14 protein-coding genes are annotated in these 16,097 nt (G+C 60.0%); 1 reads left to right on the top strand and 13 read right to left on the bottom strand.

The window, feature by feature from the left end; translation table 11 throughout:
- Positions 1-560: 560 nt before the first annotated feature.
- Positions 561-1,814 (top strand): valine--pyruvate transaminase, encoded by a 1,254-nt coding sequence (gene avtA, locus ACE38U_RS18605; RefSeq protein ID WP_038477409.1) that lies wholly within the window; start codon positions 561-563, stop codon positions 1,812-1,814.
- A gap of 39 nt (positions 1,815-1,853) precedes the next feature.
- On the opposite strand, the gene ACE38U_RS18610 is transcribed toward avtA, so the two are convergent.
- The 13 genes from ACE38U_RS18610 to hycA form a co-directional block, all read right to left on the bottom strand.
- The gene (locus ACE38U_RS18610) at positions 1,854-2,876 is read right to left on the bottom strand and encodes a HoxN/HupN/NixA family nickel/cobalt transporter (protein WP_375530333.1); all 1,023 of its coding nucleotides are present in this window, start codon (positions 2,874-2,876) and stop codon (positions 1,854-1,856) included.
- Positions 2,854-5,112 carry a carbamoyltransferase HypF gene (gene hypF / locus ACE38U_RS18615; RefSeq protein WP_375530334.1) on the bottom strand — a complete coding sequence of 753 codons (2,259 nt, stop codon included), beginning with the start codon at positions 5,110-5,112 and terminating at the stop codon, positions 2,854-2,856. Before hypF ends, ACE38U_RS18610 begins: the two co-directional genes overlap by 23 nt.
- Before the next feature lie 137 nt (positions 5,113-5,249).
- Positions 5,250-7,400: a formate dehydrogenase subunit alpha gene (gene fdhF / locus ACE38U_RS18620; protein WP_176981304.1), complete on the bottom strand. Its 2,151-nt coding sequence runs from the start codon at positions 7,398-7,400 to the stop codon at positions 5,250-5,252.
- Between the two features lie 37 nt (positions 7,401-7,437).
- A complete protein-coding gene (gene hydN / locus ACE38U_RS18625) occupies positions 7,438-7,983 on the bottom strand; it encodes an electron transport protein HydN (RefSeq protein ID WP_008457677.1) in 546 nt (181 codons plus the stop codon).
- A 145-nt stretch (positions 7,984-8,128) separates the two neighbouring features.
- Positions 8,129-8,608, bottom strand: coding sequence for a hydrogenase maturation peptidase HycI (hycI, locus tag ACE38U_RS18630; protein WP_375530335.1), 480 nt, complete (start codon positions 8,606-8,608; stop codon positions 8,129-8,131).
- Positions 8,601-9,011 (bottom strand): formate hydrogenlyase maturation HycH family protein, encoded by a 411-nt coding sequence (locus ACE38U_RS18635; RefSeq protein WP_038477394.1) that lies wholly within the window; start codon positions 9,009-9,011, stop codon positions 8,601-8,603. The genes hycI and ACE38U_RS18635 overlap by 8 nt, the downstream gene beginning before the upstream one ends.
- Positions 9,011-9,775: an NADH-quinone oxidoreductase subunit B family protein gene (locus ACE38U_RS18640; RefSeq protein WP_038477391.1), complete on the bottom strand. Its 765-nt coding sequence runs from the start codon at positions 9,773-9,775 to the stop codon at positions 9,011-9,013. The genes ACE38U_RS18635 and ACE38U_RS18640 overlap by 1 nt, the downstream gene beginning before the upstream one ends.
- Positions 9,775-10,317, bottom strand: coding sequence for a formate hydrogenlyase complex iron-sulfur subunit (locus ACE38U_RS18645; protein ID WP_038477388.1), 543 nt, complete (start codon positions 10,315-10,317; stop codon positions 9,775-9,777). The genes ACE38U_RS18640 and ACE38U_RS18645 overlap by 1 nt, the downstream gene beginning before the upstream one ends.
- Before the next feature lie 155 nt (positions 10,318-10,472).
- Entirely contained in the window at positions 10,473-12,182 is a 1,710-nt protein-coding gene (locus ACE38U_RS18650; protein WP_038477385.1) for a hydrogenase large subunit, read from the bottom strand.
- Positions 12,183-12,199: 17 nt separating this feature from the next.
- Positions 12,200-13,126, bottom strand: a complete 927-nt coding sequence (locus tag ACE38U_RS18655) for a respiratory chain complex I subunit 1 family protein (protein ID WP_375530336.1) — start codon at positions 13,124-13,126, stop codon at positions 12,200-12,202.
- A 9-nt stretch (positions 13,127-13,135) separates the two neighbouring features.
- Positions 13,136-14,944, bottom strand: coding sequence for a formate hydrogenlyase subunit 3 (gene hycC / locus ACE38U_RS18660; RefSeq protein WP_375530337.1), 1,809 nt, complete (start codon positions 14,942-14,944; stop codon positions 13,136-13,138).
- Positions 14,941-15,546, bottom strand: coding sequence for a 4Fe-4S dicluster domain-containing protein (locus tag ACE38U_RS18665; protein WP_375530338.1), 606 nt, complete (start codon positions 15,544-15,546; stop codon positions 14,941-14,943). Before ACE38U_RS18665 ends, hycC begins: the two co-directional genes overlap by 4 nt.
- An 88-nt stretch (positions 15,547-15,634) precedes the next feature.
- Positions 15,635-16,090 carry a formate hydrogenlyase regulator HycA gene (hycA, locus tag ACE38U_RS18670; RefSeq protein ID WP_038477373.1) on the bottom strand — a complete coding sequence of 152 codons (456 nt, stop codon included), beginning with the start codon at positions 16,088-16,090 and terminating at the stop codon, positions 15,635-15,637.
- Positions 16,091-16,097: the final 7 nt, after the last annotated feature.

Genomic DNA, 16,097 nt, shown 5'->3' on the forward strand with positions numbered 1-16,097 from the left:
ACCCTGGCCAGTCGGAGAGAAAACGGAGGCGATTTAAGCCGGAACCGTGCCTCGCTTTTTGTTCCCAGCCACGCTGAACATCCCTGTCGCTTCAAGACTTACAGCCACTCCCTTGTTCCCGGCTCTTATCGCCCCCGGTTATGACCCAACTCAGGCGGGGTTGAGCTGCCGGGAGCAGCGAAAGAGAGCGATCGTCGGGAACGAATCGGGAACGACCCCGAATGTTTGGGTGATAGCCGGTGGGTTTACCGCTTTAGCGGCGATGAGCTCGCCGGGCGCCGGGGCTGTTCGGGGGATGGCGTTATCCCCCGGACACGTTCACCGTGCGCTGAAAGTGCAGGGGAAGCAGATCTCAAGGTGAACGGAACTTCATCCGTTTTCCCATAGAAAATATCATATGAGCCAGCATCAATGATGCCGCCGCCATTCAACATATCCTGCTACACAGCACGAATCCCACAGCATATTCGCCAACAGTGGCCAGGCTTACCGGGTTTGCACGGCGTTATTTGTAGCGCTATGGTTAGCCTCTTTTCAAAAGCATTCAGCAGACCCACGTTATGACGTTTTCACTTTTCGGCGACAAATTTACCCGCCATGCAGGCATTACCCGCCTGATGGAGGATCTCAACGACGGCCTGCGCACGCCCGGCGCTATCATGCTTGGCGGCGGTAACCCTGCGCAAATCCCGGCGATGAACGACTACTTCCAGCAGCTGCTTTCCGAGATGCTGGCCAGCGGCAAACTGACCGACACGCTATGCAACTACGACGGTCCGCAGGGGAAAAGTGAACTGCTAAAATTGCTTGCCGGAATGCTGCGCGATGAATTGGGTTGGGACATCGAACCACAGAATATTGCACTAACAAATGGCAGTCAGAGCGCGTTTTTCTACTTGTTTAACCTTTTCGCCGGACGTCATGCGGATGGCCGCACCAAAAAGGTGCTTTTCCCGCTGGCGCCGGAGTACATCGGCTACGCGGATGCCGGGCTTGAAGAAGATCTGTTTGTCTCCACTCGCCCGAACATCGAACTGCTGCCGGAAGGCCAGTTTAAGTACCACGTTGACTTCGAACATCTGCATATCGGCGAAGATACCGGCATGATTTGCGTATCACGCCCGACTAACCCGACCGGCAACGTGATAACCGATGAAGAGCTAATGAAGCTGGACGCGCTGGCCAACCAGCACGGTATTCCGCTGGTTATCGATAACGCTTACGGCGTACCGTTCCCCGGCATTATCTTTAGCGAAGCCCGCCCGCTGTGGAACCCGAACATCATCCTGTGCATGAGCCTGTCCAAGCTCGGCCTGCCGGGCAGCCGCTGCGGAATCATTATCGCGAACGAGAAAATCATCTCCGCGATCGGCAACATGAACGGCATTATCAGCCTGGCGCCGGGCGGGATTGGCCCGGCTATGGCCTGCGAAATGATTAAGCGTAACGATCTGCTGCGCCTGTCCGAGACGGTTATCAAGCCGTTCTACTACCAGCGCGTGCATGAAACTATCGCCGTTATTCGCCGCTACCTGTCGCCGGAGCGCTGCCTGATTCACAAACCGGAAGGCGCTATCTTCCTGTGGCTGTGGTTTAAAGACCTGCCTATCACCACCGAACTGCTGTACCAGCGCCTGAAAAAGCGCGGCGTGCTGATGGTGCCGGGCGATTACTTCTTCCCAGGCCTGGATAAGCCGTGGCCGCACACTCACCAGTGCATGCGCATGAACTATGTGCCGGAGCCAGAAAAAATTGAGGCGGGGGTGAAAATCCTGGCCGAAGAGATTGAGCGAGCCTGGGCGGAAGCCGGGTAACGAGCAGCAATAGAAAACGGGGCTCAAGGCCCCGTTTTTTTATCTCACCACTAAAGCGTCGTACCCTTTCCAGCGGTAGTTCAGCATCGAAATTCCCCAGCAGGCGATAAACAGCCCGACGACGACAAATCCTGCGTTGCCGAGATTATCGTTGAGCGCGCCAACCCACGACCAGATACCGTCCTCAAGCCCGAACTTGTCCGCCAGCAGGCCCAGCGCCTCGAGGCCGCCGATAAACAACGCCACCACCACAGAAGTGCCGGTAATCGTCATGTTGTAGTAAAGCTTGCGCTGCGGCTTGTTGAAGGCCCAGCCGTAAGCGCCAACCATAATCACGTTGTCGAGGGTATCCACCAGCGCCATGCCGCTGGCAAACAGCGCCGGGAACACCAGAATCGACCAGATAGACATCCCGCTGGACGCGCTGGCGGCAGAAATGCCCAGCACGCCGATTTCGGTGGCGGTATCAAAGCCCAGGCCGAACAGGAAACCAACCAGGTACATGTGCCAGCTTTTGCCGATCAGGCGGAAAACGGAGTTAAACAGCCAGCTCATCATGCCGCCGCCGGTCATTTCCGTCGCGTCTGCCGCCAGCGGCTCGCCGCGTTTAAGCTGGCGGAAGTTGCGCCACACGCCGCGTAAAATAACGAGGTTCACCAGCGCCATCGCCAGCAGGAAGCAGGCTGAAACAGCGGTGCCGATCACGCCGCCAACGTCGTGAAACCAGTCCATTCTTTGCTGGAAGGCCGCCGCCGTGGCCGCAATAGCGACAGAAGCCAGAATCACAATGCTGGAGTGGCCCAGCGAGAACCAGGCCCCCACGCCAAACGGGCGTTTTCCCTGCTGCATCATCTTGCGGGTCACGTTATCAATCGCGGCAATATGATCGGCATCTACCGCGTGACGCAGGCCATAACACCAGGCCAGCAGGCTGGCCGCCATCAGCGCCGAGCTGTGGTTAAACGCCACCAGCGCCCAGGCCCATGCGGCAAAGTTAGCCGCCACTAAAACCGCCAGCAGCAGGCCGGCTCGTGGATTGTCACGAAGAACACGCATTAACATCTTTTTTATCCTTGTGGTGATTCAAATAGCGGGCAGCGGCAACCACTGCCTGCCCCAGGGAAAGCGCCCCGTCGCCGGCCGGAAGCCGCATCGGGAAGAGAGTTTTAAAATCGGAGAGGTAGAACGCGAGACGCTCGCGCAGCAGACGGTTGTGCAGCACGCCGCCACAACAGGCCACGTTGGTTACGCCGGTCAGCAACGCATGATGGCGAACCAGCTCAGCAAGCCCTTTCGCCAGCGCATCGTGGAAAGCCCAGGCCCGCGCGCCGTCCTCGACCTGCCAGCCAAACCACTGCCGCCAGAACGCCGCGAAATCGAGATGACCGTTCACCAACGGCAGCGTGACCGGATGCGAACAGGGGCCCGCCTCCAGCGCCAGCACCTCAAGGCGGCAGGCGGCTTCGCCTTCGTAGCTTTGCTGGTGGGGGGCACAGTTAAGCGCGGCGGCAACCGCATCAAACAGACGTCCGCAAGAAGAGGCCAACGGAGCGTTAACCCCGCGCGCTACGGCTCTAGCCAGCGGCTGCCAGTTCTGCGCCCTGATAGCTTCCGTTTCGGGATAGCGCTGCCAGCCGGGCACAAACGCCTCGCATTGCGCCAGCAGGTTGCGCCACGGCTGCACGGCCGCCAAATCGCCACCCGGTAGAGCCACGGCAGGCAGTCCGCCAAGGTGTACGCAGCGGCGGTAATTCACCAGCAGGCATTCCCCGCCCCAAAGCCTGCCGTCCTCGCCATAACCAATACCGTCCAGCGCGAGAGCAATCACCTTGCCGCCGTTCAGCGGCCAGCCGTGTTCGGCCAGGCAGGCCGCCGCGTGGGCGTGGTGATGCAGCACTTCGCTGACCGGCAGCGCCATTTCACGCCCCAGCTGCGAGCTGCAGTAGCCGGGGTGAGCGTCGAGCGCGACATGTTCAGCTGTAAAGCCGTAGATCTCGCTCATCAGCGCCAGCGAACGCTGCCATTGAGCCTCCACGCCTTCCTGAGCCAGATCGCCAAGGTGCTGGCTGAGCACCGCCTGCCCGCCGCGAACCAGGCAGAAGGTATTTTTAAGATCGCCGCCCAGCGCCAGAATCGGCGGCAGGTCTTTAAAACCCGCAGGCAAAGGCAGTGCATCGGGCACAAAGCCCCGTGCACGACGCAGCATTTCGCCGCTGGGGCGCACAACGGAGTCGTCCATGCGCTGAAGAATGTCGCGGTTATGCAGCAGAAAGCCGTCGGCAATAGCCTCAAGATCCTGAAGAGCCCGGGCATTATCAACAGCTGGCGGTCTGCCGTTCAGGTTTCCGGAGGTCATCACCAGCGGGCCGCCGAAGTCCTGCGCCAGCAGGTGCTGGAGGGGATTGGCGGGCAACATCACGCCGATTTCATTCCGCCCCGGCGCCACGGCAGCGCTCAGCCCATGCAGGCAGTTGCTTGCCACCAGCACTACCGGCGCAGCGGGAGTTGAAAGCAGCGCCACGGCCTGCTCGGGCAGCCCTTCGGTCGTGGCAATCATCACCGCCAGCGGTTTGGCAGGCCGCTGCTTACGCGCCCGGAGGCGTTCAACGGCGGCATCGTTACGGGCATCCACGGCAAGATGAAAACCGCCGAGGCCTTTCACCGCAACGATTTTGCCCTCGTGCAGCGCGGCAACGGCCTGTGCAAGCGCCAGCTCGCCCTCGAGTCGTTGCTCTCCCTGCTGCCAGAAAATCTGCGGCCCGCAGTCCGGGCAGGCTACCGGCTGAGCGTGAAAACGCCTGTCCATCGGGTTGCGATATTCCTCATCGCAAGCCTTACAGAGCGGAAACGCCGCCATCACCGTGGACGGACGGTCATAAGGCATCGCGCGGATGATGGTGAAGCGCGGCCCACAGTGGGTGCAATTGATAAACGGGTAGCGGTATCTGCGGTCGGCGGGATCGTTCAGCTCACGCAGGCATTCGGGGCAGGTGGCGGCATCCGGCACGATTTGGGTGTCCATCGCGCCGCTGCCGCTGTGGCGAATGCTAAAGTCCGCAGGCAAAACGTCCCAGGTCATGGGCTGCTGCACCACGCTGTCGATGCGAGCCAGCGGCGGGCAATGTGCGTAAAGCTCGGCCAGAAACACTTCCGGGCTGGCCGCCAGGCGAACCACAACACCTTCGCCGTCGTTGCAGACGTCGCCCACCAGCTTAAGGCGCTGTGCGATTTGCCAGACAAACGGCCGAAAGCCAACGCCCTGCACTTTGCCGCGAATGCGGAGTACGGTGCCCCTCACCCTAACCCTCTCCCCATAGGGGCGAGGGGACAGATCGAGTTCAACCACAGCTTCTCCCACTTCTGAACGAGGAGAGACATCAGACTCAGATCTTCCCCCTCTCCCTTCCAGGGAGAGGGCCGGGGTGAGGGTAAAAATCACGCTTCCACCGCCTCGCGCAGCCGCGCCTTCATGCTGTTGTAGGTCGTTTGCGCGTAGTTCTCGGCCCAGGCCTGATCCTCAATCGCGCTAACCTTCACCGCGCAATACTTGGTTTCCGGCGTTTTGGAGATCGGGTCGAGATTATCCTGCGTCAGTTCGTTACAGGCGCCAATCCACCACTGATAGGTCATGTAGACGGAGCCTTTGTTAATGCGCTCGCTCACGTCGGCTCGGCTGATAACCTTGCCGCGACGCGAACTTACCCAAACCAGCTGCCGGTCTTTAATACCTAACGCATCCGCATCCAGCGGGTTGATTTGCACAAAGCCGGGCTCGTCGGCGAGAGTTTGCAGCGCGGCACAGTTGCCGGTCATCGAGCGGCAGGAGTAATGCCCGACCTCACGCACGGTGCAAAGCACCAGCGGGTAGCTGTCGTCGGGAACTTCGGCTGGCGCGCGCCATGCGGCGGCAAACAGCTGACCTTTGCCTGTCGGCGTGTCGAATTTGCTCCCCTTGTAGAGATACGGCGTGCCGGGATGATCGAGCGTCGGGCAGGGCCACTGCACGTGCCCCATATCGCCCATTTTTTCGTAGGTTACGCCGTAAAACAGCGGGCACAGTTCGCGCAGCTCATCCCAGATTTGCTGGTTGTTTTCGTAGCGCATCGGGTAGCCCATCGCCGTCGAAAGCAGGCTGATGATTTCCCAGTCGCGCTTCACGTTGTACTTCGGCTCAATCGCTTTTTCAAAACGCTGGAAGCCCCGGTCGGCGCAGGTAAAGACGCCGCCGTGCTCGCCCCATGAGGTCGCCGGCAGCAGCACGTCCGCCACTTCGGCCGTTTTAGTCATGAAGATGTCCTGCACCACCACGAAGTCGAGCGCCTCAAACCCTTTGCGCACCAGGCCCAGGTCCGCTTCGGTCTGGAGCGGATCCTCGCCCATGATGTAATAGGCTTTAACCTTGCCCTCTATCGCCAGGTGCGGCACTTCGGTAATGCGCACGCCAACTTTGTCATCCATCACCGCCGGGTCGATGCCCCAGGCTTTGGCAAACTTCGCGCGAACCTCGGGATCGACCACATCCTGGTAGCCGGGGAACTGGTTAGGCAGCACGCCCATATCGCAGGCGCCCTGCACGTTGTTCTGTCCGCGTACCGGACCAACGCCGACGTTTTCGCGGCCCAGATTGCCGGTGAGCAGCGCCAGGCTGGACAGTCCTTTAACCACGTCTACAGCCTGGCCAAACTGGGTCACGCCCATGCCCCACATAATGGTGGCAGAAGGGGCCGCGGCGAAGGTGCGCATCGCCTGGCGAACCTGCTGCGCGGGAATGCCGGTCAGGTGCTCGACGTCCTCTGGCGCATACCCCTTCACGGTTTCGCGGTAGGCATCCAGCCCTTCGGCATATTTGGCGACGTACTCTTTGTCGTACAGCTGCTCTTCCAGCAGCACGTAGCCAAAGGCGTTTACCAGCGCCATGTTGCAGCCGTTTTTGATTTGCAGATGCTGGTCGGCAATGCGGGCGGTTTCAATGCGGCGCGGGTCGCAGACGATAATTTTGGCGCCGTTGCTTTTGGCCTTAATTACCCGGCGCGCCACGATAGGATGCGAGTCGGCGCAGTTGTAGCCCACCACCAGCAGGCATTTGGAGTTTTCGATATCGCCGATGGAGTTGCTCATCGCCCCGTTACCCAGCGTCGCCTGCAGCCCGGCAACGGAAGGGCCATGGCACACGCGGGCGCAGCAGTCGACGTTGTTAGTGTTCAGCACCGCGCGGGCAAATTTCTGCATCACGAAGTTGGTTTCGTTCCCCGTTCCGCGCGAGGAACCGGTGGTCATAATGGCGCGTGGGCCAAACTGCTCTTTGATCGCCTTCAGGCGCGCAGCGGTATAGCTAATCACCTCTTCCCAGCTGACAGGCTGCAGCTTGCCGCCCTTCTCGTAGCGGATCATCGGCTGCGTAAGACGAGGGGTCAGCAGCTTGGTGTCGTTAAGAAAATCCCAGCCGTAGTAGCCTTTCAGGCAGAGTTCGTTTTGGTTAGTCACGCCCTCGGCCGCTTCGGCGCGAATGATTTTGTTGTTCTCGACGACCAGTTTCAGTTTGCAGCCTGCGCCACAGTAAGGGCAGACGCTGGTAATTTTTTTCATCAGTAACAGACCTGTTAAAAGTTGAAATGCATAGGGATTAGAAGGTCAGGGCCGCAGGGGCATCTAACGCAGCGCGGCGACGTTTTTCCGCGCTCATTTGTTCCAGCCGGTTACGGTCAACGCACAGAATGGCGTTGGTCGGACAGGCTTCCAGACAGGCCGGGCCAGCCTCGCGGTGGTAGCAAAGGTCACATTTGTTGGCCTCGGCTTTTTCCGCCATCACGTTCAGCCCGGCACCGCTGTTGCGAATCACCGGCCGCACGACGACCTCCATCGCGCCATAAGGGCAGGCGACGACGCAGGTTTTGCAGCCGATGCAGCGTTCCTGCATCACGTGCACAAAGCCCTGGTCCCGGCTGATGGCGCCGTTAGGGCAGACGTTCGCGCAGGGCGCGTCCTCGCACTGGCGGCACATGGTGGCCGTAGATACGTTCACGCCTTTGATGACGTGAATGCGCGGCAAGAAAGTTTGTGGGGTCAGCGCCGAGCAGTCCTGGTTCTCCTGGTGGGAGACGACGCAGGCCACCTCACAAGTGCGACAGCCGATGCATTTGCTCGAATCGGCAATGATGAAGCGGTTCATCATAAACTCCTGCAATAAGTGTGTTATCGCAGGGGCTTATTCACAAACCGTGCCAGAAATTAAAAACCAATAATTTCAATGCATTGAATTGAAAGGATCAATAAAAGTAGATGACATCGACACTAATGACGATGTCATTAGTGACTTACAGACCTTCTGTTTCTTCCGCCGTCAGCTGGGCATACCCACCGTAACCGGACCACGTCGCCAGCCGCTGGTAAACCTGCTCCACTGCCGCTTTCACCGCCTCCGTCATCGGATAGTAAAAACCGACGATATCCGGCTGAATGCCAAGGAACACCACTTCGCCGACATCCTCTTGAAGCTGATCGACCAGATAATTAAGCGGCATGTTGTGGGTGGTCATCATAAACATCTCGGCGATGTCGTCCGGGTCGATGACGCGGATCTCGCCGGGATTGAGCATCATGTCGGTGGCATCGACAATCAGCAGCAGTTCCGGGCGCAGTTCGCGGATGGCAACCACGTCGTTTTCCGGCGCGCTGCCGCCGTCGATCACCACCCAGTCCCCCTGCGGAGAAGCCTGACACTTCTCGGCCAGCAGCGGGCCAGCCCCATCGTCACCCATCATGCTGTTGCCTACGCAAAGCAGTACCTTAGTCATAGCGTCTCCTTACCATCAGGTAGATGGCGGGTTCTTGTTGAATGGCCTGCAGCATGTCGAGCAGCGCCTGGCTCCAGCCCTGCTGTTCAGCCGTTTGCGTCGGCTTAGCGGCATCAAACGCGCGGGCCAGCATCACCACGTGGTTCTGATCGATAACGATTTCACCGTAGCGCGGCACGCCGTTCATTTTGCGCCGGGCCTCGCCGTCGGCCTCAAGCGTAGCTATCCACGCCTGATAAGCTTCAAGCGGGCAAACCAGGCTCTCTTTCAGGCAGTCGATCACCCCCAAATGGTGGCCAATCGCCAGGCTGTAGTAGACCACCTGCTGGGCGTCAGCCGGGGTGTTGTCGTTCTCGTCGACAAACTTGCGGCTGAGCTGACAGAACACCACCGACTCGCTCATTACGCGCGCTCCTGATGAACCAGATGCTCAAGGTTAGTGACGATTTCCGTCAGGCGTGGGTCGTTTTCCGCGCTCAGCCACTGCTGAACAGCATCGCCTCCGGCCGTCAGGTTTGTCATGTAGCTGTCGGCAATCTGGCGACCATAGCGGTAACCGGCCAGGCGACGAGCGGCGCGGTCAATGCGCACGCGCAGCGGCTGCACCATATCCGGATGCAGGATTTTTGCCGGTTCTACGTCCAGCTCGCTTGCCGGGCGGGCGTGAATTTTTTGCTCCAGCAGGCCAAGCGCCATCGCGAAGCCGTACAGCGTGGCGGCTGGGGTTGGCGGGCAGCCAGGGATGTAAACGTCGACCGGTACGATTTTGTCGGTGCCGCCCCACACGCAGTAAAGGTCGTGGAAAATCCCACCGCTGTTGCCGCAGGCACCGTACGAGATGCAGATTTTAGGATCGGGTGCCGATTCCCAGGCACGCAGCGCCGGAGAGCGCATCGCGCGGGTTACCGCGCCGGTAAACAGCAAAATATCGGCATGGCGCGGTGACGGAACAACTTTAATGCCAAAACGTTCTGCATCGAACAGCGGCGAAAGCGTAGCGAAAATCTCGATTTCACAGCCGTTACAGCCGCCGCAGTCCACGCGGTAAACGTAGGCGGAGCGTTTGATGTTTTTCAGCAGCGACGCCTTCATGCTGGCGATAGATTCGTCCACCGTCATCGGCACCGGAATGCCATTGTGGTCGCGCGGCCCCAGTAGGTTACTCATTAGCTGGCCTCTCTCATCTGACGGCTAAAGTCGATCCGGTCGGACGACACCAGGCTTTGCTGGCGCTTGCAGTCCGGGCAGGTTTCAAATGCCCCACGGCGGCTTTCCGCGCGGGAATCGCCGTTGTGCTCAAGCAGCGCAATGGCGTAGTCGATCTCTTTTTGCACGGCGAACGGACGGCCACACTCGCGGCAGTTGCACAGCGGGAAGCTGGCCTGCTGCAGGAAGTCGGCTTTATTCCATACCGCCAGCTCGTACTGCTGCGAAAGCTTGATGGCGGCAGTCGGGCAAACCTCTTCGCAGCGCCCGCAGAAGATGCAGCGCCCGAGGTTAAAGCTCCACTGCAGTTGCCCGGCGGCAAGATCGGTCTCAACGCTCAGCGCATTGGACGGGCAGGCGTTAACGCAGGCGGCACAGCCGATGCACTGCTGCGGGTTGTGTTCGGGCTTGCCGCGAAAATTCGGGTCCACGGCAATGGGCTGGAGCGGATAAGACTCGGTTGCAACGCCGCCCTTGATGGCTTTTTTGATGAAGTTAAACATGCGTTTTCCTTGTTTGCCTGGTCTTAGTGATTGACCCTCTCCCCGGCCCTCTCCCTGGAAGGGAGAGGGGGGAAAGCTAGCTCGATCCAGTTCCCTCTCCCCTTTGGGGAGAGGGTTAGGGTGAGGGGCTGCTCATCACCGACCAGACATCAAAATTATTTCAGCGGCGAATTGGTGCGCTCAATGCTGTAGCGCTCCAGCTCTTTGTACGGCACCACCTGGCTTTTCTTCTTGCGCACGTCCACCACCGTCATGCGGTCGGTGCAGGAGTAGCAAGGGTCAAGGCTGCCGATAATCAGCGGGGCATCTGACACCGTGTTGCCGCGCAGCATGTAGCGCAGCGTTGGCCAGTTGGCGTAGGTCGCCGCCCGGCAGCGCCAGCGGTAAAGCTTCTGGTTGTCGCCGGTCATGCTCCAGTGGATATCGTCCCCGCGCGGCGCTTCCGAGAAGCCAAGCGCAAAGCGGTTTGGAATGTAGGTAAAACCATCCACGGCGAGCGGGCCACCCGGCAGGTTATCCAGCCCGAAATCAATCATGTTCAGCGCGGTGAAGACTTCGTTGATGCGCACTTTCAGGCGGGAAAGCACGTCGCAGCCGTCGAGGCTGTGTACTTCCATCGGCAGCAGGCCGTAACCCACAAACGGGTGATCGGCGCGGGTATCGCGGGCGTGGCCGCTGGCGCGAACCATTGGGCCGACGTTGCTGAAGTCGCGGGCGATTTGCGGGTCAAGGCGGCCAATGCCCACGGTGCGCTGCTCGATGTTCGGCGTGCTCAGCAGAATATCTACCAGATCTTTCACTTCCCGACGCATCTGCTGGGCGAGCTGGCGGGTCTGGATCATGTCGTCTTTCAGCAGGTCGCGGCGGATGCCGCCGATCAGGTTCAGGCCGTAGGTTTTACGCGCCCCGGTCAGGATCTCCGCCATTTTCATCGACATTTCGCGCACCCGGAAGAACTGCATAAAGCCGGAGTCGAAGCCCACGAAGTGACAGGCCAGGCCGAGGTTCAGCAGGTGGCTGTGCAGGCGCTCAACCTCCAGCAGGATGGCGCGAATCATCTGCGCACGTTCCGGCACCACAATACCCATCGCGTTTTCGACCGAGGTGGTATAGGCGGTGCTGTGGGCGAAGCCGCAAATGCCGCACACGCGGTCGGACAGGAAGGTGACTTCGTTGTAGCCCATGCGGGTTTCCGCCAGCTTCTCCATGCCGCGGTGGACGTAGAACAGGCGATAATCGGCGTCGATAATGTTTTCGCCATCGACGAACAGGCGGAAGTGGCCCGGTTCGTCAGAAGTGACGTGCAGCGGGCCAATCGGCACCACGTTGTTCTTTTTCGTGCCCAGTTCGTTAATGAACTCGTAGGTCTCTTTGTCGGTGGTCGGCGCCGGGCGCTGGCGGTAATCCATGCTGTCTTTACGCAGCGGATAAAGATCGTCCGGCCAGTCGTCCGGCAGCACCAGGCGGCGTTCATCGGGCAGGCCAACCGGCTGCAGGCCGTACATATCGCGGACTTCGCGCTCGCCCCAAACGGCGGCAGGCACACGAGGCGTGACGGACGGGAACTCCGGTTTGTCGGCGTCTACTTCCACACGCACGGTGATCCAGCACTTCACGCCGCTTTCCATCGACAGCACGTAATACACCGCATAGCTGCCGCACAGCTGGCGTTCATCGTTCCCAAACAGCACCGAAAGCCAGCCACCCTGCTGGTAGTAAAGCCATTCCACCACGTCCGGCAGCATGTTGAGCTTCACGGTGACGGTGATTTGATCTTTCGTCTGCCAGGCTTCGTCGAGCACGGCATTCGGGAATTGCTGATGCAGCGCGGCGAGATACTGTTGACCAATTTTTTCTTCAGACATCGATAAATTCTCTTAAATCACGCCGCCAGCAAGGAGACGAAGGCTAAAAAGGCAAAGCCAAAACCGGCCCAGGTAATGCGCGAGGTTTCCAGCATCCGCAGGCGCGCCATGCTGTTTTCAAACAGCGCGATAATCAGTACGCCCACCACCAGCTTGACGACGGCCAGCGCTACGGCGAGAACAAGTCCACCCCAGCTAAAGGCGCTCATTTGCCCCCACGGCAGGAACACGCCGACAAACATTTGCAGAACAACCAGCTGCTTGAGGGAAATACCCCACTTCAGCACCGCAAAACCCGCGCCGCTGTATTCAGACAGTGGCCCTTCCTGCAGCTCCTGTTCGGCTTCGGCAAGGTCAAACGGCAGCTTGCCCATTTCAATGAAGGTCGCAAAAGCGCAGGCGACGAAGGCCAGTATCAGCGTCAGGCTTTGCGCCACCGGCCAGGCGTGAATAGCCCCGGCGATATTGCTGATGTGCGTGCTGCCCGCAACCTGAGCGGCCACCCACAGGCTAAGCAGCAGAATCGGCTCGACCAGCACGCCGAGCATCGCTTCACGGCTCGCGCCAATCCCGGTGAACGGGCTGCCGGTGTCTAACCCGGCGATGGCGAAGAAGAAGCGGGCGATGGCGAACAGGTAAATTAAGGTGATCAGGTCACCTAATGACGGCAGCGGCGAGGCAATAGTCACCACCGGCAGCGCGGTGGCGATGGTCAGCATCACGCCAACCATCACGAACGGCATCAGGCGGAAAACCCAGCCGGACGCGGCGGGCGCCACGCTCTGGCGACCCAGCAGCTTGAACAGATCCCGGTATTCCTGCAGCACGCCGGGGCCACGGCGGTTATGCAGGCGGGCTCGCGTCACGCGGGTAATGCCGGACAGCAGCGGCGCGGCAAAAAACAGCGCCAGCGCCTGGATCAGGGCAAATAAAAACGTAGTCATATCAGTTCCTCAGGCAACCATCGCCACCAGTAAGACCGCCAGCTCAACCATCGCCAGGCGGCGGAACGTGCCGGACAGGCACTCGCACTGCCAGCCGGGCATCCATTTCCCAGGGTTCAGGGTGTGGCGCAGCTTAAGCAAAGGCGCGAACGCCGCTTTTACCGGCTGGGCAAAGCCCGTCGCGGTGATCACCATCGCCTGTTCATGGTCGTAGCCGCAGACCCATGCCGAGCCGCGAGAGCGGTTTGGCAGGCGCTCGCCACGGAAAACGATCGTCAAAATAAACGGCAGCAGCGGAGAGGCGACCAGCAGCAGCGTCATCATTGGCTGAGAAACAGCGGTATGCGCCGTTTGCAGCGGCAGCGGAACGGCGTGCTGAAGCAAAGGCAGCAGCCACGGCGAAGCCACACCGGCCACAACGCAGCACGCGGCCAGTAACGCTACGCTCACGTTCATCAGCCACGGCGCAGAGCTCGCGTTTTCTGCTTCTTTGGTACGCGGCGCGCCCAGGAAAGTGACGCCATAAACTTTCGCCATGCACATCACCGCCAGCGCGCCGGTAATCGCCAGCCCAACGGCCAGCAGCGGGCCGATAAAGCGGCCGACAAACAGCGGCAGGCTGCCGAGACGGAAGAATGACTGATAGATAACCCATTCCCCGGCAAAGCCGTTCAGCGGCGGCAACGCGGCCATCGCCATCAGCCCGACCAGCATCGCCAGCGAGATAACCGGCATGCGTTTACCGATCCCGCCCAGTTTCTCGATGTCACGGTGTCCGGTACGGAACCAAACCGCGCCAGCGCCGAGGAACAGCGTGGTTTTAAACAGGCTGTGGTTGAACAGGTGATAAAGGCCGCCGGTCATGCCCAGCGCCACCAGCACCGGCTCATTCAGCGCGATACCGATCAGGCCGCAGCCCAGGCCCAGCAAAATAATGCCGATGTTTTCAAGGGAGTGATAAGCCAGCAGGCGGTTGATGTTGTGCTCCATCAGCGCGTAAAGCCCGCCGATAAACGCCGTGATCATGCCGACCACCACCACCAGCACGCCCCACCACAGCGGCAAAACGTTGCTGATAAGCGAGAAGCACATGATGCCGTACAGGCCAATCTTCAACACCACGGCGGAGAACAGCGCGGCTGCCGGAGCAGAGGCATTCGCATGCGCCTGCGGCACCCAGCCGTGCAGCGGAATAATCCCGGCCAGCAGCCCAAAGCCGAGCAGCGCGAGGATCAGCACCGGCGTAGGCAGCGGCGCACCGGCGACAAGATGGCGCAGTTCGCCGTAGCCCAGGGTGCCGTAGCGCTGCCACATCAGCCAGCAGGCGATGACCAGCAGCGCGGTGCCGAGGCGGCCCAGCGCAAACCACAGCTGCCCGGACTTCTGGCAGCCGGTCAGGAAGTAGCCTGCCAGAGAGATGATTTCCGCCATCGCCACCAGGGTGACGAAGTTGTCGGCCACCAGCGCCGCCACGCTAGCCGCCAGGATTAAATTAATCAGCAGGCCGTTGGCTTTTATTTCAGGATGACGATGCCACGCGCAGTTAAACAGGGAGATGAACAGGCCGCTGAGCGCCACGGTGACCAGCCAGACGCCGTTAAAGGCGTTAAGCTGAAGGTGCCAGTGCCAGATTTGCGCGTCGCCGTTAAAGCCCAGCAGCGCCTGAGCGCCCGCGACCAGCAAAAGCACCGAGCTGATTGCGCCGCCAACGCCGGCGAAAAATCCGCTAATCGGCTTAGAAAATGCCAGAACTCCGGCTAACACGGCGCTAACGACAAACCCCAAAAGCGCCCAGTGAATCAGTAGAAAAGCATTCATTTTCTCGCCTCTGGCTGGGTAAACAGGGTCAGGTCGCCGAGCGACGCACCAAGCGTCAGCTCACGCTTACGTTTGCTGGCCTGGGCGATGTCTTTGTTGTCGATAAGGCGCAGCGCCTTGGTCGGGCAGGTGCGAACGCAGGCCGGGCCGTTTTCATCGAAGCTGCACAGGTCACATTTGACCGCGATAGCGCGAACGCCGGGCACCCAGTCGAGCAGCGGGCTAACGCGAGCCGGGGCCGGAGGTGCAGGCGGCGCTTTCGGGCTGTTAACGTTGGCGGGAATATGCAGCGGGCGGCTGCCGGAGAATTCAATGGCGCCGAACGGGCAGGCAATACCGCAAAGTTTGCAGCTTACGCACAGGCTTTCATTCAGCTGTACGGCCCCGTCCACGCGGGTAATAGCGTTAACCGGGCAAACCCCGGCGCAGGGTGCGTCTTCGCAGTGGTGGCACATCTGCGGCGCAGATTCATTCAGGTTGCGCATGACTTTCAGGCGCGGCAGGGACTGCAGGCCGTGCAGACGGTGCGTCTCGGCGCAGGCCGCTTCGCAGGTATGGCAGCCCATACACAATTTTGAGTCAGCGATTACAAAACGGTTCACCAGCTCTTCCTCAGGTGACGATCGTCATTTTTGACGAAAACATGCCGAAAAGCTGCCGGTTCGACAGTTCTCGACACCCCAAATCTCTTCATGCCACGGCGGACTGCTGAAGCAGCGTCATGGACAGCGGGGTGTTTTGCTGCACGGCCAGATAAAGGCTGTCGTACACCGGGCGGATAAGCTCCAGGTAGTGGTCGAGCACTTTCTCGCGGTCGCGGTTGCTGATGGCGTTATCAATCAGCCCGTCATCGTCGATAGTCGCCTTTGCAATCAGCACCTTATCGCTGCCGTCACGCAGTTCGATGGCGTACTCGATGGTGTGGCTGTTAAAGCCTTCGGCGAGGTTGATTTGAATGACGAAGTGGTCAAACAAGAAGAAGCGCAGGCTTTCGTCCGGGTTGCAGCCCACGGCGTGATGCAGCTTCGCTTTCGATAAGGTGATCCCCTGAATCAGGGTGTTGCCGTAGTGATGCCACTGCGAAAGCAGGCGTTGGTGCTTGTCGGCGATATACTCGGCTTTCTCGCTCAGTTCCCAAATGTTCATGTTTTGT

The sequence above is a fragment of the Cedecea selenatireducens genome (assembly GCF_042138895.1).
GTDB lineage: Bacteria > Pseudomonadota > Gammaproteobacteria > Enterobacterales > Enterobacteriaceae > Cedecea > Cedecea selenatireducens.

Bases quoted from the DNA above. Each gene is read 5' to 3' on its own strand.
- avtA (WP_038477409.1), top strand. From the start codon at position 561: ATGACGTTTTCACTTTTCGGCGACAAATTTACCCGCCATGCAGGCATT.
- ACE38U_RS18610 (WP_375530333.1), bottom strand. From the start codon at position 2,876: ATGTTAATGCGTGTTCTTCGTGACAATCCACGAGCCGGCCTGCTGCTG.
- fdhF (WP_176981304.1), bottom strand. From the start codon at position 7,400: ATGAAAAAAATTACCAGCGTCTGCCCTTACTGTGGCGCAGGCTGCAAA.
- hydN (WP_008457677.1), bottom strand. From the start codon at position 7,983: ATGAACCGCTTCATCATTGCCGATTCGAGCAAATGCATCGGCTGTCGC.
- hycI (WP_375530335.1), bottom strand. From the start codon at position 8,608: ATGACTAAGGTACTGCTTTGCGTAGGCAACAGCATGATGGGTGACGAT.
- ACE38U_RS18635 (WP_038477394.1), bottom strand. From the start codon at position 9,011: ATGAGCGAGTCGGTGGTGTTCTGTCAGCTCAGCCGCAAGTTTGTCGAC.
- ACE38U_RS18640 (WP_038477391.1), bottom strand. From the start codon at position 9,775: ATGAGTAACCTACTGGGGCCGCGCGACCACAATGGCATTCCGGTGCCG.
- ACE38U_RS18645 (WP_038477388.1), bottom strand. From the start codon at position 10,317: ATGTTTAACTTCATCAAAAAAGCCATCAAGGGCGGCGTTGCAACCGAG.
- ACE38U_RS18650 (WP_038477385.1), bottom strand. From the start codon at position 12,182: ATGTCTGAAGAAAAAATTGGTCAACAGTATCTCGCCGCGCTGCATCAG.
- ACE38U_RS18655 (WP_375530336.1), bottom strand. From the start codon at position 13,126: ATGACTACGTTTTTATTTGCCCTGATCCAGGCGCTGGCGCTGTTTTTT.
- hycC (WP_375530337.1), bottom strand. From the start codon at position 14,944: ATGAATGCTTTTCTACTGATTCACTGGGCGCTTTTGGGGTTTGTCGTT.
- hycA (WP_038477373.1), bottom strand. From the start codon at position 16,090: ATGAACATTTGGGAACTGAGCGAGAAAGCCGAGTATATCGCCGACAAG.